At 70.5% G+C, this 13,462-nt stretch carries 9 protein-coding genes; 6 read left to right on the forward strand and 3 right to left on the reverse strand.

What is annotated here, in order from left to right:
• The 3 genes from IEX18_RS10690 (at position 1) to IEX18_RS10700 (ending at position 3,586) form a co-directional block, all read left to right on the forward strand.
• The gene (locus IEX18_RS10690; RefSeq protein ID WP_188658766.1) at positions 1-546 is read left to right on the forward strand and encodes a DUF3237 domain-containing protein; all 546 of its coding nucleotides are present in this window, start codon (positions 1-3) and stop codon (positions 544-546) included.
• A gap of 49 nt (positions 547-595) precedes the next feature.
• Positions 596-1,432 (forward strand): p-hydroxycinnamoyl CoA hydratase/lyase, encoded by an 837-nt coding sequence (locus IEX18_RS10695; protein ID WP_188658768.1) that lies wholly within the window; start codon positions 596-598, stop codon positions 1,430-1,432.
• 69 nt (positions 1,433-1,501) lie between these two features.
• Positions 1,502-3,586 carry an acetate--CoA ligase family protein gene (locus IEX18_RS10700; RefSeq protein WP_188658770.1) on the forward strand — a complete coding sequence of 695 codons (2,085 nt, stop codon included), beginning with the start codon at positions 1,502-1,504 and terminating at the stop codon, positions 3,584-3,586.
• Positions 3,587-3,589: 3 nt separating this feature from the next.
• Here the strand turns inward: IEX18_RS10700 and IEX18_RS10705 are convergent, their stop codons facing one another.
• Positions 3,590-3,775, reverse strand: coding sequence for a hypothetical protein (locus tag IEX18_RS10705; protein ID WP_188658772.1), 186 nt, complete (start codon positions 3,773-3,775; stop codon positions 3,590-3,592).
• An 87-nt stretch (positions 3,776-3,862) separates the two neighbouring features.
• On the opposite strand from IEX18_RS10705, the gene IEX18_RS10710 reads away from it, so the two are divergent.
• From IEX18_RS10710 to IEX18_RS10720, 3 genes are read left to right on the forward strand one after another with little or no spacing between them, the layout of a single operon-like run.
• On the forward strand, positions 3,863-5,833 hold the full coding sequence (locus IEX18_RS10710) for an autotransporter assembly complex protein TamA (protein ID WP_188659395.1): 1,971 nt from the start codon (positions 3,863-3,865) through the stop codon (positions 5,831-5,833).
• A complete protein-coding gene (locus IEX18_RS10715; protein WP_229664526.1) occupies positions 5,830-9,942 on the forward strand; it encodes a translocation/assembly module TamB domain-containing protein in 4,113 nt (1,370 codons plus the stop codon). The genes IEX18_RS10710 and IEX18_RS10715 overlap by 4 nt, the downstream gene beginning before the upstream one ends.
• A 46-nt stretch (positions 9,943-9,988) precedes the next feature.
• On the forward strand, positions 9,989-10,975 hold the full coding sequence (locus IEX18_RS10720) for a quinone oxidoreductase family protein (RefSeq protein ID WP_188658774.1): 987 nt from the start codon (positions 9,989-9,991) through the stop codon (positions 10,973-10,975).
• A gap of 6 nt (positions 10,976-10,981) precedes the next feature.
• Here IEX18_RS10720 and map read toward each other — a convergent pair whose 3' ends face one another.
• A complete protein-coding gene (map, locus tag IEX18_RS10725; protein WP_188659397.1) occupies positions 10,982-11,761 on the reverse strand; it encodes a type I methionyl aminopeptidase in 780 nt (259 codons plus the stop codon).
• 204 nt (positions 11,762-11,965) lie between these two features.
• Positions 11,966-13,378 (reverse strand): type I glutamate--ammonia ligase, encoded by a 1,413-nt coding sequence (glnA, locus tag IEX18_RS10730; protein WP_188658776.1) that lies wholly within the window; start codon positions 13,376-13,378, stop codon positions 11,966-11,968.
• Positions 13,379-13,462 lie beyond the last annotated feature (84 nt).

Below are 13,462 nucleotides of genomic sequence, written 5' to 3' on the forward strand. Positions count from 1 at the left end.
ATGATCGGCGACACGCTTGGAATAGCCTGTGCGGTGGCGATGCTTGGCCTGGCCGGCGCGGCCGCGGTCGCGCAGGACCGGCCGGCGGCGAACGCACCGGCGCTGCGCTGGGCGTTCTCGGCGCGGGTCGAGCTGGCCGCACCGGTCGAGCAGGGACAGGTGGACGGCAAGCGGATGCGCTTCGTGCCGATCACCGGCGGGCGGGTCTATGGCCCCCGCCTGTCGGGCACGGTGCTGCCCGGCGGCGGCGACTGGCAGGCGATCGGGCCGGACGGTCTGACCGAGGTGAACGCCCGCTATGCGTTGCGCACGGCCGACGGGACGGTGATCGACATCGTCAACAGCGGCGTGCGCACCGCGACCCCGGCCGTATCGGACCGGATCGCGCGGGGCGAGGCGGTGGGGCCGGACGATTACTACTTCCGCACCGTGCCGCGCTTCACCGTCGGCAAGGGCCAGCATGAGTGGCTGCGGCGGACGCTGTTCGTCGCCCGGGGGGTGCGCCTGCCCGACCATGTGGTGATCGATTTCTACGAAGTGACGTGACGCCGCGGGCGGCCGTCTTGATGAACGCTCTCTATCCCGAGGATTTCGCATGACCGAACTGAGCAGCAACGGCGTCGTCGCCTATGACGTGGTGGACGGGGTCGCCTGGGTCCGCTTCAACCGGCCCGAAAAGCGCAACTGCATGTCGCCGACGCTCAACCGCGACATGATGGACGTGCTCGACGCCCTCGAATTCCGGCAGGACGTCGGCGTGCTGGTGCTGAGCGGCGAGGGGACCGCCTGGTCGGCGGGCATGGACCTGAAGGAATATTTCCGCGAGACCGAGGCCAAGGGGCTCGGCGCGACGCGGCAGGCGCAGCGCGAGAGCTATGGCTGGTGGCGGCGGCTGCGCTGGTATCAGAAGCCGACGATCGCGATGGTCAATGGCTGGTGCTTCGGCGGCGGCTATGGCCCGCTCTTCGCCTGCGACCTCGCCTTTGCCGCGGAAGAGGCGCAGTTCGGCCTGTCGGAGATCAACTGGGGCATCCTGCCCGGCGGCGGCGCGACCAAGGTCGCGGTCGAGCTGATGCCGTTCCGCAAGGCGATGTATCACGCGATGATGGGCGAGAATGTCGACGGCCGCACCGCCGCCGAATGGGGCCTCGTCAACGAGGCACATCCGCTGGGTCAGCTGAAGGCGCGGGTGAACGAGGTCGCGCAGATCCTGCTCAAGAAGAACCCGGTGGCGCTGAAGGCGACCAAGGATGCGATCCGCCGCGTCTCCGACATGACCTACGACAATGCCGAGGATTATCTGATCCGCGCGCAGGAAGCGGCCAACAGCTTCGATAACGAGGGCCGCAAGGAAGGCATCCGCCAGTTCATCGACGAAAAGACCTACAAGCCGGGCCTCGGCGCCTATGACAAGGACCGCAGCAAGGCCTGACCCGCTCGTGCCCGGTCGCGTCGCGCGGCCGGGCATCCTCCTGCACGCCCAATCGACGGACCTACCGCCATGGATCTCGCACGCCTGCTCGCCCCCCGCTCGGTCGCGATCGTGGGGGCCTCGGACAAGCCCGGCGCACTCGGCCGCTCGGTACTCGACAATCTGGTCCGTCACGATTTCGCGGGCGACATCCACCTGATCAATCCGAAGCGCGAGACGATCGCCGGGCGGCCGTGCCTGCCCTCGATCGAAGCGCTGCCGGCGGGCGTCGACGCGGCGGTGCTGGCCATTCCCGGTCCCGCGGTGCTCGACGCCGTGCGCGCGCTGGCGGAACGCGGGGTGGGCGCGGCGGTGATCTTCTCCGCGGGCTTTGCTGAGGGCGGCGAGGAAGGGCTGGCGGCGCAGGCCGAGGTCGCCCGCATCGCACGGGCCCACGACATGGTGGTGGAGGGGCCCAACTGTCTGGGCATGACCAACTATCTGGCGGGCGTGCCGCTGACCTTCGTCGAGACGCCGAAGCTCGATCTGGCCGGAAAGCCGTGCGTCGGCATCGTCTCGCAGTCCGGGGCGATGGCGGTCGTGCTCGGCACGACGCTGATGGCCAAGGACCTCGGCATCTCGATCACCGTGTCGACCGGCAACGAGGCGGCGTCGGGGGTCGAGGATTATGTCGACCATCTGATCGACGAGCCGAATACGCGGGTGATCGGGATGATCGTCGAGCAGTTCCGCCAGCCGGCGCGCTTCCTCGACCTGGCGGCGCGCGCGACGGCCGCGGGCAAGCGGATCGTGCTGCTCCACCCCGGCACCTCCAGCGCCGCGCGCGAGAGCGCCGCGACCCACACCGGCGCGATGGCCGGCGACTGGCAGCTGATGAAGACCAAGGTGACGCGCGCGGGCGTGATCCTGGTCGAGAGCCTCGAGGAACTGGGCGACGTGCTCGACATCGTCGCGCGTGCAAAGCCGGTGGGGGCAGGCGGCGTCGCGGTGCTGACCGAATCGGGCGCGTTCAAGGCGCTGACGCTCGACCTCGCCGAGCGGATTGGGCTGGCGTTGCCGCCGGTCGAGGGCGAGACGGAGGCGGCGATGCGCGCCGCCATTCCCGACTTCATCGGCGTCTCCAATCCCATGGACCTCACCGCGCAGGCCCTGGTCGATCCTGACCTCTATCGCCGGACGCTGACCCCGCTGCTGGCGGATCGCGCCTATGCCGCGGTGGTGCTGGGGATCATCCAGACCGACCCGTCGACCGCGGCACGGAAGTTCCCGCCGATCACCGACGCGGTGAAGACGCTTTCGCCCGACAAGCCGGTGATCTTCGCCGGACTGGACGACGGCGCCCCGGTGCCGCCGGAGCATATCGCCGGGCTGCGCGCGGCGGGCGTGCCGTACTTCCCATCTGCCGACCGCGCCTTTCGCGCGCTGACACGGCTGATCGATGCGGCGGGGCGCGACGCGGCGACGGCCGGTTTCGCACCGGTCGCGGTCGAGGTGCCGGCCGGCGTCGTGCCGGAATATCGGGCCAAGGCGCTGCTCGCGCCACTGGGCGTGCCCTTCCCCCAGGGCGGGTTCGCGACGGATGTCGAGGCCGCCAAGGCGATCGCGGCGCAGGTCGGCTATCCGGTCGTGCTCAAGGCGCAATCTGCCGCGCTCAGCCACAAGAGCGATGCCGGCGGCGTCCTTCTCAACATCGCCGATGCCGCGGCGCTCGATGCCGCCTGGGCGCGGCTGTTCGCCAATGTCGCCGCCTATGACGCGGCGATCGCGCTCGACGGAGCGCTGGTCGAGGCGATGGGCGCGCGGGGAACCGAACTGATCGTCGGTGCGCGCAACGACCCCGCCTGGGGGCCGGCGATCCTGATCGGCTTCGGCGGGGTGACCGCCGAGCTGTTCCACGACGTGCGTCTGCTGCCCCACGACCTGACCCGCGACGGCGTCATCGCCGAACTGCGCCGCCTGAAGAGCGCCGCGCTGCTCGACGGCTTCCGCGGTGCGCCGCCGCTCGACACCGGCGCGGTGGCGGACATCGTGCTGGCGGTGGGCCGGCTGCTCGCGGGTACGCCGAACATCCGGGAGATCGATCTCAATCCGGTCGTCGCCTATCCGGACGGGGAGGGCGCCGTCGCGCTGGACGCGCTGATCCTGGCGGACTGACGCTCAGGCCTGGCGGCCGCGCCACCAGATCAGCACCGCGCCGCCGACGCCGAGCGCAAGCCCGGCCAATGCGCCGGGAGTCGCTTCCCCGAACGCGAAACCCACCGCGGCGCCGAGCAGCGGTCCGAGGGCGACGAGCGGACCACCGGCGAGCGGCGAGGCGGGACGGGGCGGCGGGCGGTCTGTCATCGCGCGTCTTCCTGCCACGGCGGACGGCGACTGAACAGACGCCGCCGACCGTTGTCTCCCTTGTCGATGAACCCTAAGACCGGCGCCATGTCGTGCCGCGTACGGCGGGCAGGCCGCTCTCTGGCCGGCGCCGGTATCCTTCTTGCCGGACTGCCGGTGCCGCCCGCCCTGGCGCAGACCGCGTCGCCGCCGGGGGAGACGGGCGCGGCCGGCACCCCGACGCTGGACCCAGACTCGCCCCTCGCGCCGTTGCCGGACATCGGCGTCGAATGGCCGGACCTGTCGACCGCGCCGGCCGATCCCGGCGCCGCGGCGGCGGTGACCGATGCAGCCGCCGAGCGGCGCTATGGCTGGCGGATCGAGGGCATCGACTCCGTGGCCACGCCGCTGCTCCGCCAGCGCTTCGCCGACAATTCGACACTGAAGGCGAATGACGGCGAGCTCGCCAACGCGGCGCAGCTCGACCGGCGCGCGCGCGAAGACGCGGCGCTGCTCGTCTCGCTGCTGCGTGCGGCCGGCTATTACGACGCGCAGGTCACCAGCCGGATCGAGGCGGGCGCGAAGCCGCAGGTGATCCTCGAGGCGGTGCCGGGCGGGCTTTACCGTTTCGCCGGTGTCACCCTGGCGGGGGTGGAGGCGGCGGGGAACAAGGCGGACGACCTCACCCGCGCGTTCGGCGTCCGGCAGGGCGATCCGGTCGATGCCGATGCCGTGGTCAACGGCACGGCCGCGGTCGCCACCATGGCGGGGCGCGAAGGCTTTCCGTTCGCGCGGGTCGGCGAACCGGAACTGGTCGTCGACCGCAGCGCGCGCACCGCGACGCTGGCGCTCGATGTCGCACCGGGCGGGCAGCGCCGCTTCGGCGCCATCGTCGCGCTGCCGGGCAATCGTGTGTTCCAGCCCGACCATGTCGGCGAGATCGCGCGCTTCCGCCCCGGCGATCCCTATGATCGCGGGAGCGTCGACGATTTGCGCCGCGCGCTGATCCAGTCCGGGCTCGTCTCCGCGGTGGCGCTGACCCCGGTCGAGGGGCGGGACCCGGAAACGGTCGACCTCGCGATGAAGCTCGATCCCGCGCCGCCCCATACCGTGGCCGGCGAACTCGGCTACGGCACGGGCGAGGGCGCGCGGCTGGAGCTGAGCTGGACGCACCGCAACCTGTTCCCGCCCGAAGGCGCGCTGACGATCCGCAGCGTTCTCGGCACGCAGGAGCAGCTTTCGTCGCTGGTCTTCCGCCGCAACAACTTCAAGGGCCGCGACCGGGTCCTGACCCTGCAGGTCGCCGCCGCCCATCAGAACCGCGACGCCTATGAGGCGAAGACCTATTCGCTGTCGGGATCGCTCGAACGGCAGACCAACATCTTCTTCCAGAAGGCATGGACCTGGTCGCTCGGCGCCGAGCTGCTCGCCTCGGACGAGCGCGACGTGATCGCGTCGACCGGCCAGCCGCGCCGGCGCACCTTCCTGATCGGCGCGCTGCCGACAAGCCTCGTCTATGACGGCACCGACGACCTTCTGAACCCCAGCCGCGGCTTCCGCCTCGGCGGGCGGGTGAGCCCCGAGCTGTCGCTGCAAGGCGCCGCCTTCGGCTATACCCGCACCCAGTTCGACGCGAGCCTCTACCGCAGCGTGGGCGAGCGCGTGGTGCTGGCGGCCCGGACGCGCCTGGGGACCATCCTGGGCGCGCCGCGCGACGCGGTGGCGCCATCCCGGCGCTTCTATGCGGGCGGCGGCGCCTCGGTACGAGGCTATGGCTATCAGTCGATCGGACCGCGCGATCCCAACAACGATCCGATCGGCGGACGCAGCCTGACCGAGTTCGCCGCAGAGGCGCGGATCCGGCTGTTCGGCAATTTCGGTCTCGTCCCCTTTCTCGACGCCGGCAACATCTATACCGACGCGCTGCCCCGCTTCACCGGGCTGCGATACGGCACCGGGCTCGGCGTCCGCTATTATTCCAATTTCGGTCCGATCCGCCTGGATGTGGGCACGCCGATCAACCCGCAGCCGGGCGACTCGCGCGTCACCGTCTATGTCTCGCTGGGGCAGGCATTTTGAGGCGGCTGTGGCGTTGGCTCGCCGGGCTGCTGCTGGCACTGGTCGCGATCGTCGTGGCGGCATTGGTCGCGGTCGACACGCCCTGGGGCCATGATCTCGTCGCCCGGCGGATCAGTGCGATCCGCACGCCCACGGGCCTGTCCTTCCACGTCGGTCGGCTCGAAGGATCGCTGTACGACCGGGTGACCATTCGCGATCTGGTCGTGTCCGACCTCGATGGCCCGGTCTTCGCGGCGCCGCGGGTGGAGCTCGACTGGCGGCCATGGCGGTGGCTGCGTAACGAGCTCGCGATCGAGAGCCTCGACGTACCGGTCGCGCGGCTCGCCCGCGTTCCGCGGACCCGCCCGAGCGGGCGGCAGGGGCCGGTGCTGCCCGACCTCGACATCCATATCGGCCGCTTGCGTATCGCCCGGCTCGACCTTGCACCCGGTGTGGCGGGTCCGGCGAGGACGCTGCAGGCGGCGGGCCGCGCGGATATCCGATCCGGGCGCGCCCGGATCCGTCTTGCGGCGATGGCGGCCGGCACCGACCGGCTGTCGCTGGTGATCGACGCCGAGCCCGACCGGGACCGGTTCGATGTGGACGTGCGTGCCGCCGGGCGGCGCGACGGACTTCTGGCGCAGCTTGCGGGCGGCCGCGGCCCGGTCGTGCTGCGCATCGATGGTGCGGGCAGCTGGAGCCGCTGGCGGGGTACCGCCAAGGGGCTGGTCGCGGGCGCGCCGCTGGTCGATCTGGCCCTGACCGCCGAGGCCGGCCGCTACGGTCTTTCGGGCACGCTCGCGCCCGCGCCGCTCCTCTCCGGCAAGGCCCAGCGGCTGACCGCGCCCCGGATCGCGGTGACCGGAGAGGCGAGTTTTGCGCATCGACGGCTCGACGGCCGGTTGCAGCTACGATCGCGCGCGCTCGCGATCGATACGACGGGCGAGATCGACCTCGCCGCAGGCTATTACCGCAATGTGCGGATCAGCGCGCGGCTGGCGCGGCCCGAGGCGCTGTTCCCGAACATGAGCGGACGGGCCATAGCCCTGCGTGCCATTCTCGACGGACCTTTCGCGACCGCCGGCTACGACTACCGGCTGACGGCAGAGCGGCTCGCCTTCGACGAAACTGGCTTTGAGCGCGCCCGCGCGGCGGGGCAGGGGCGACTGTCGCGCTTCCCCGCGCGCATTCCGATCCGCGTCGCCGCGGACCGGCTGACCGGCGTCGGCGACGTCGCGGGCGGGATCCTGCGCAACGTGGCGATCGACGGCGTGCTGGTGCTGGATCCGCCGACGCTGACGGGGCAGGGCCTGCGGCTGCGCTCGGACCGGTTGACGGGCACGGTGGCGCTGCTCCTCGACCTGCGTACCGGCCAGTATCGGGTCGGGTTGGGCGGGAAGCTCGGCCGCTATCTGATTCCAGGCATCGGCATCGTCGATGTGGACTCGACGCTGTCGGTGGTGCCGGGCCCGGGCGGGCGCGGCACGCGGATCGTGGGTCGGGGCACGGCAGTGGTCCGGCGCCTCGACAACAGCTTTTTCCGCTCGCTGACCGGCGGCCTGCCCCGGATCGAGACCGCCCTGGAGCGGACGACCGACGGCATCCTGCACTTCACCAATGCCCGGCTGACATCGCCGACCCTGACCCTGACCGGCAACGGCTTTCGACGGCGCGACGGCACCTTCCACTTCGAGGGTAGCGGGCGGCAGGCGAGCTACGGCCCGCTGGCACTGGTACTCGATGGACGGATCGAAAAGCCCGTCATCGACCTGCGGCTCGCCAGCCCCATTGCGGCGCTCGGCCTGATGAGCGTGCGGGCGCATCTCGACCCGGTGCCCGAGGGCTTTGCGGTCATGGCGGAGGGCGGCTCGCGGCTGGGGCCGTTCCGGGCGCGGGGCACGATCCTGCTGCCGCCGCAAGGACAGGCCTCGATCGCCGTCGCCGCGCTCGACGTGGCGGGGTCGCGCGCGACGGGGCGGCTCGGCATCGTCGATGGCGGCTTCGACGGCCGCCTGGCGTTGACCGGCCCGGTCGCAGGTACGCTCGTCTTCCGTCCCGAGCGCGACCGGCAGCGCATCGACGCGCAGCTCGCCCTCGCCAATGCCGGCTTCTCCGGCGCATCGGTCCGTCAGGCGCAGGTGACGGGCAGCCTGGTGCTCGATCCCGCCGGCGCGGTGATCGACGGCACCGCGCGCGGAGTCGGGCTCCGCTGGGGCGGCATACGGCTCTCGCGCTTTGCGGCGAGCGCGCATCTGCGCGGCAGCCAGGGGGAGGTGCGAGCCTCGGTCGCCGGGAGCCGGGGCCGCGCGTTCGACATCCAGACCGTGACGCAGATCCGCCCGGACGGCTTCACCGTCTCGGCCCAGGGCACGCTCGACCGCCGCCCGCTCGCGCTGGCCGAGCCCGCGCTCGTCACGCGCGACGGAGATGGCTGGCGCCTTGCGCCGACGCGGCTGACCTTCGCCGGGGGCGAGGCCCAGCTGGCCGGCCGCTGGTCGCCCGGCGGCCTGGCGGTGGAGGCGAGAAGCCAGCGGCTGCCGCTATCGATCCTCGACATCGGCTTTCCGGGGCTCGGCCTCGGCGGCAGCGCCTCCGGATCGCTGCGCTATGCCGAGGATGCCGCAGGCGTACCGACCGGGCGGCTCGACCTCACCGTGCGCGGGATGACGCGATCGGGACTGATCCTCACCTCCGCGCCGATCGACATGGGAGTGGCGGCCGTGCTGTCCGCCGATCGGGCGGGGATCCGGGCGGTGATGGCCTCGGGGGGCAAGACGGTCGGGCGAGCTCAGGCGCGGCTGACGCCGCTCGGCTCCGGCTCGCTGGTCGAGCGGCTGGAAAAAGCCGGCCTGTTCGCGCAGCTGCGCTATGCCGGGCCGGCCGATGCGCTGTGGCGGCTGAGCGGGGTCGAGCTGTTCGACCTGTCGGGCCCGGTGGCGATCGGTGCCGACCTCACGGGGCGCCTGTCCGACCCGCAGATCCGCGGCGCGGTGCAGGCCAACAGCGCGCGGATCGAAAGCGCGACGACGGGAACGCTGCTGACCGATGTCGCGGCGAGCGGCCGCTTCGCCGGGTCGCGGCTGGCGATCGACCGTTTCGCCGCCACCGCGGGCAAGGGCGGCCGCGTGACGGGCACCGGACAGTTCGATTTCGCCGCGCCCAAGGGCATCGGCCTCGACATCCGGCTCGACGCCGATCGGGCGGTGATGATCGCCCGCGACGATATCGGCGCGACGGTCAGCGGCCCGCTGACCTTCCGCTCCGACGGCGCGGGCGGCACCATCGCGGGCGACTTGACGCTGGACAGGGCCTCCTATCGCCTCGGACGGGCCAGCACGGCGACCGCCGCACCGCAGCTGCGAGTGCGCGAGATCAACGTGCCGGGCGGCGACGATGAGGACGAGGCGCCGACCGCACCCTGGACGCTGGCGCTGAGCGCGCGGGCGCGGGGCGGCGTGATGGTCACCGGCCTGGGTCTGAGCAGCGAGTGGTCGGCCAACCTGAAGATCGGCGGCGCGCCCGACAATCCGGCCATCACCGGCCGCGCCAATCTGGTCCGCGGCGACTATGAGTTCGCCGGGCGCGAGTTCGAACTGTCACGCGGGGTGATCCGCTTCGACGGCGCGGTGCCCGCCAATCCCGTCCTCGATATCGAGGCGAACGCCGGCGTCACCGGACTGAACGCCGCGATCCGCGTGGCAGGGACCGCGCTGAAGCCGGAGATCAGCTTCACGAGCACGCCGGCGCTGCCGCAGGACGAGCTTCTGTCGCGGCTGCTGTTCGGGACCTCGATCACCAATTTGTCCGCTCCCGAAGCGCTCCAGCTGGCCGCCGCGGTGGCGGCGCTGCAGGATGGCGGCAACGGCCTGAACCCGATCAATGCGGTGCGCCGCGCCGCGGGCCTCGACCGGCTGCGCATCCTGCCCGCCGATCCGCAGACCGGGCAGGGCACGTCGATCGCCGCCGGCAAATATGTGACGCGCCGGCTGTTCGCCGAGATCGTCACCGACGGGCAGGGTTATTCGGCGACCCGGGTCGAGTTCCAGGTGACGCGCTGGCTGTCGCTCCTGTCGAGCATCTCGACGCTCGGCCGGCAGAGCGTCAACGTGCGCGTGTCGCGGGACTATTGAGGATCGCCGACCCCGTTGCGGCGTTGTCGCCCGCCAGAAAGGACCGATGATGACCGATACCGCCCGCGCCGCCCGCATCACCCGCACCGGCGGGCCCGAGGTGATCGAGTGGATCGATGTCGACCTGCCGCCCCCGGCGGCCGGCGAGGTCCGCTTCCGCTCCACGGCGGTCGGGCTCAACTATATCGACGCCTATCACCGCAGCGGACTCTACAGGATCGAGCTGCCGGGCGGGCTGGGGTCCGAAGCGGCGGGGATCGTCGAGGCGGTCGGCGAGGGCGTGGAGGGCTTCCATGTCGGCGACCGGGTCGGGACCTTCGGTCCCTCCCGGGGCGCCTATGCGACGGCCCGCAACGTCTCTGCCGCCGAGCTCGTCCATCTGCCGGACGCGGTCGACGACCGGACTGCCGCCGCCCTGCTCCTGAAGGGTGCGACGGTGATGATGCTCGTCGAACCCTGCGCCAAGGTCCAGCCGGGGCAGACGGTGCTGGTCCATGCGGCCGCCGGCGGCGTCGGGCATCTGCTGGTCGGCTGGTTGAAGGCGATCGGCGCGACCGTGATCGGCAGCGTCGGCTCTCCGGAAAAGGCCGCGATCGCCCGTGCCGCCGGCGCCGATCACGTCCTCAACCATCGCGACGACGATGTCGCGGCCCGCGTACGGGCCATTACCGACGATCGCGGTGCGGAGGTGGTGCTCGACGGGGTCGGCAAGGCGACATGGGAGGTCTCGCTGAAGGCGGCGGCGCGCCGGGGCATCATCGTCAGCTACGGCAATGCCAGCGGCGCGGTCGACGGGGTCAATCTCGGCACGCTGTCGGCACACGGTTCCCTGTACGTCACCCGGCCGACGCTGTTCGACTATGCGACGAGCCAGACGGAGCGGCAGGCGATGGTCGATCGCGTGTTCGACATGCTGGCGCGTGGCGCGATCCGGCCGCTGATCGGCCAGACCTTCCCGCTCGAACGGGCTGCCGACGCGCATCGCGCGATGGAGGCCGGAGAGACGCAGGGCAGCAGCGTCCTCACCGTGTAACGCTTGTCAGCGGGCGAGGGCGGTCGGCGGCCTCTCGTCACGGCGGAGGGTCAGCACCTCCACGCCGGTGCGGGTGACGGCGACCGTGTGCTCGAACTGGGCCGAGAGCCTGCCGTCGTCGGTGGTCACCGTCCAGCCGTCCTCGGCAGTCGAGACCTTGCGCGTGCCCTGATTGAGCATCGGTTCGATGGTGAAGACCATGCCCTCGCGCAGCACCATCCCGGTGTTCGGCCGGCCGAAGTGCAGGACCTGCGGCTCCTCGTGCATCTCGCGCCCGATACCGTGGCCGCAGAAGTCGCGGACGACCGAATAGCCGTTCTTCTTGGCGTGCCGGTCGATCGCCGCGCCGATGTCGCCGAGCCGGGCGCCGGGCCGGACCTGCCCGATCCCCTTCCACATCGCCTCCTGCGCGACCCGCACGAGCCGACGGGCGCCGGGCGAGGCCGTGCCGGCGATATAGGTCTTGCTCGAATCAGCGATGAAGCCGTTCTTCTCGAGCGTGATGTCGAGGTTGACGATATCGCCGTCGCGGATCACCGCCCCGGCGTCCGGAACGCCGTGGCAGACGACATGGTTGATCGAGCAGTTCAGGACATATTGAAAGCCATATTGCCCCTTGCTCGCCGGGCGGGCCGCCAGATCATGGGTGATGTAGCGGTCGACTAGATCGTTGATCGCCAGCGTCGACATGCCGACCAGATCCTGTCGGTCGAGCATCTCGAACACCGAGGCGAGCAGCCGGCCCGAGATGCGCATCAGCGCCAGTTCGTCCGACGTCTTCACCATGGCGCGCACTGCCATTCGAAAGCGGAGGGGCGCCCCGTGCGCCCGAAGTCTCGATTGGTCATCGGCAGGATATAAGCGGATGGGCGCCGTGGCACCAGACGGGGTGGCGCCTCGATGCCATACCCGCTCCCCGGGAGCGACCGATACGAAGAAGGCGCCCGGATCGCTCCGGACGCCTCCTCCATCGTCTGAGCCGAAACCGGATCAGCCGCTATAGTACATGTCGTATTCGACCGGGCTCGGGGTCATCTCCCAGCGGGCGACCTCGGCGCGCTTGATCTCGACATAGGCCTCGATCTGATCCTTCGAGAAGACGTCGCCCTTCAGCAGGAAGTCGTGATCCGCCTCCAGGCTGTCGAGCGCTTCGCGGAGCGAGCCGGCGACGGTCGGCACCTGCGCCAGTTCGGCCGGGGGCAGGTCGTACAGGTTCTTGTCCATCGCCTCGCCGGGATGGATCTTGTTCTGGATGCCGTCGAGACCCGCCATCAGCAGCGCCGCATAGGCGAGATACGGATTGGCGAGCGCGTCCGGGAAGCGCACCTCGACGCGCTTCGACTTGGGGCCGGTGCCATAGGGGATGCGGCACGAGGCCGAGCGGTTGCGCGCCGAATAGGCGAGCAGCACCGGCGCTTCGTAACCCGGCACCAGCCGCTTGTAGCTGTTGGTCGAGGGGTTGGTGAAGGCGTTCACGGCCTTGGCATGCTTGATGATGCCGCCGATGAAGTAGAGGCACATGTCCGACAGGCCCGCATAGCCGTTGCCGGCGAAGAGCGGGTTCTTGCCTTCCCAGATCGAGAAGTGGGTGTGCATGCCCGAGCCGTTATCTTCCTTGATCGGCTTGGGCATGAAGGTCGCCGTCTTGCCATAGGCCTGGGCGACCTGATGGACGACGTACTTGTAGATCTGCATGCGGTCGGCGGTCTGGGTCAGCGTGCCGAAGGTGAGGCCCAGCTCGTGCTGCGCGGCGGCGACCTCGTGATGGTGCTTGTCGCAGGGCAGGCCCATTTCGAGCATGGTCGAGACCATCTCGCCGCGGATGTCGACCGCCGAGTCGACCGGCGCGACCGGGAAATAGCCGCCCTTGGCGCGCGGACGGTGGCCGAGATTGCCGCCCTCATATTCGCGGCCCGAATTGCCCGGCAGCTCGATATCGTCGATCTTGTAGTAGCTGGTCGAATAGCTGTTCTCGAAGCGGACGTCGTCGAACAGGAAGAACTCCGCCTCGGGGCCGACATAGACGGTGTCGCCGATCCCCGTCGACTTGACATAGGCCTCGGCGCGCTTGGCGGTCGAGCGCGGGTCGCGGGCATAGAGCTCGCCGGTCGACGGCTCGACGATGTCGCAGAACACGATCAGCATCGGGGTCGCCGAGAAAGGATCGGTATAGACCGAGTCGAGATCGGGCTTCAGCACCATGTCCGACTCGTTGATCGCCTTCCAGCCCTCGATCGAGCTGCCGTCGAACATCAGGCCGTCGGTGAACTCGTCCTCGCCCATCACGCCGGCGACCATGGTCAGGTGCTGCCACTTCCCCTTGGGGTCGGTGAAGCGCAGATCGATCCACTCGATCTCCTCTTCCTTGATCTTGTTCAGGATATCGCTGGCCGTGGTTGCCATGTCTGAGAAGCCCCTTGCTCTTCGGATAGCCGGCAGCCCGCCGGCCTGAGGATTATTGCAGCGCGACGATCCGATTCCACAGAT

It is taken from the genome of Sphingomonas metalli, from assembly GCF_014641735.1.
In the GTDB taxonomy this organism is placed as follows: Bacteria; Pseudomonadota; Alphaproteobacteria; order Sphingomonadales; family Sphingomonadaceae; genus Sphingomonas; species Sphingomonas metalli.

Coding starts and splice junctions, on each gene's coding strand:
- IEX18_RS10690 (WP_188658766.1), top strand. CDS start 1: ATGATCGGCGACACGCTTGGAATAGCCTGTGCGGTGGCGATGCTTGGC.
- IEX18_RS10695 (WP_188658768.1), top strand. CDS start 596: ATGACCGAACTGAGCAGCAACGGCGTCGTCGCCTATGACGTGGTGGAC.
- IEX18_RS10700 (WP_188658770.1), top strand. CDS start 1,502: ATGGATCTCGCACGCCTGCTCGCCCCCCGCTCGGTCGCGATCGTGGGG.
- IEX18_RS10705 (WP_188658772.1), bottom strand. CDS start 3,775: ATGACAGACCGCCCGCCGCCCCGTCCCGCCTCGCCGCTCGCCGGTGGT.
- IEX18_RS10710 (WP_188659395.1), top strand. CDS start 3,863: ATGTCGTGCCGCGTACGGCGGGCAGGCCGCTCTCTGGCCGGCGCCGGT.
- IEX18_RS10720 (WP_188658774.1), top strand. CDS start 9,989: ATGATGACCGATACCGCCCGCGCCGCCCGCATCACCCGCACCGGCGGG.
- map (WP_188659397.1), bottom strand. CDS start 11,761: ATGGTGAAGACGTCGGACGAACTGGCGCTGATGCGCATCTCGGGCCGG.
- glnA (WP_188658776.1), bottom strand. CDS start 13,378: ATGGCAACCACGGCCAGCGATATCCTGAACAAGATCAAGGAAGAGGAG.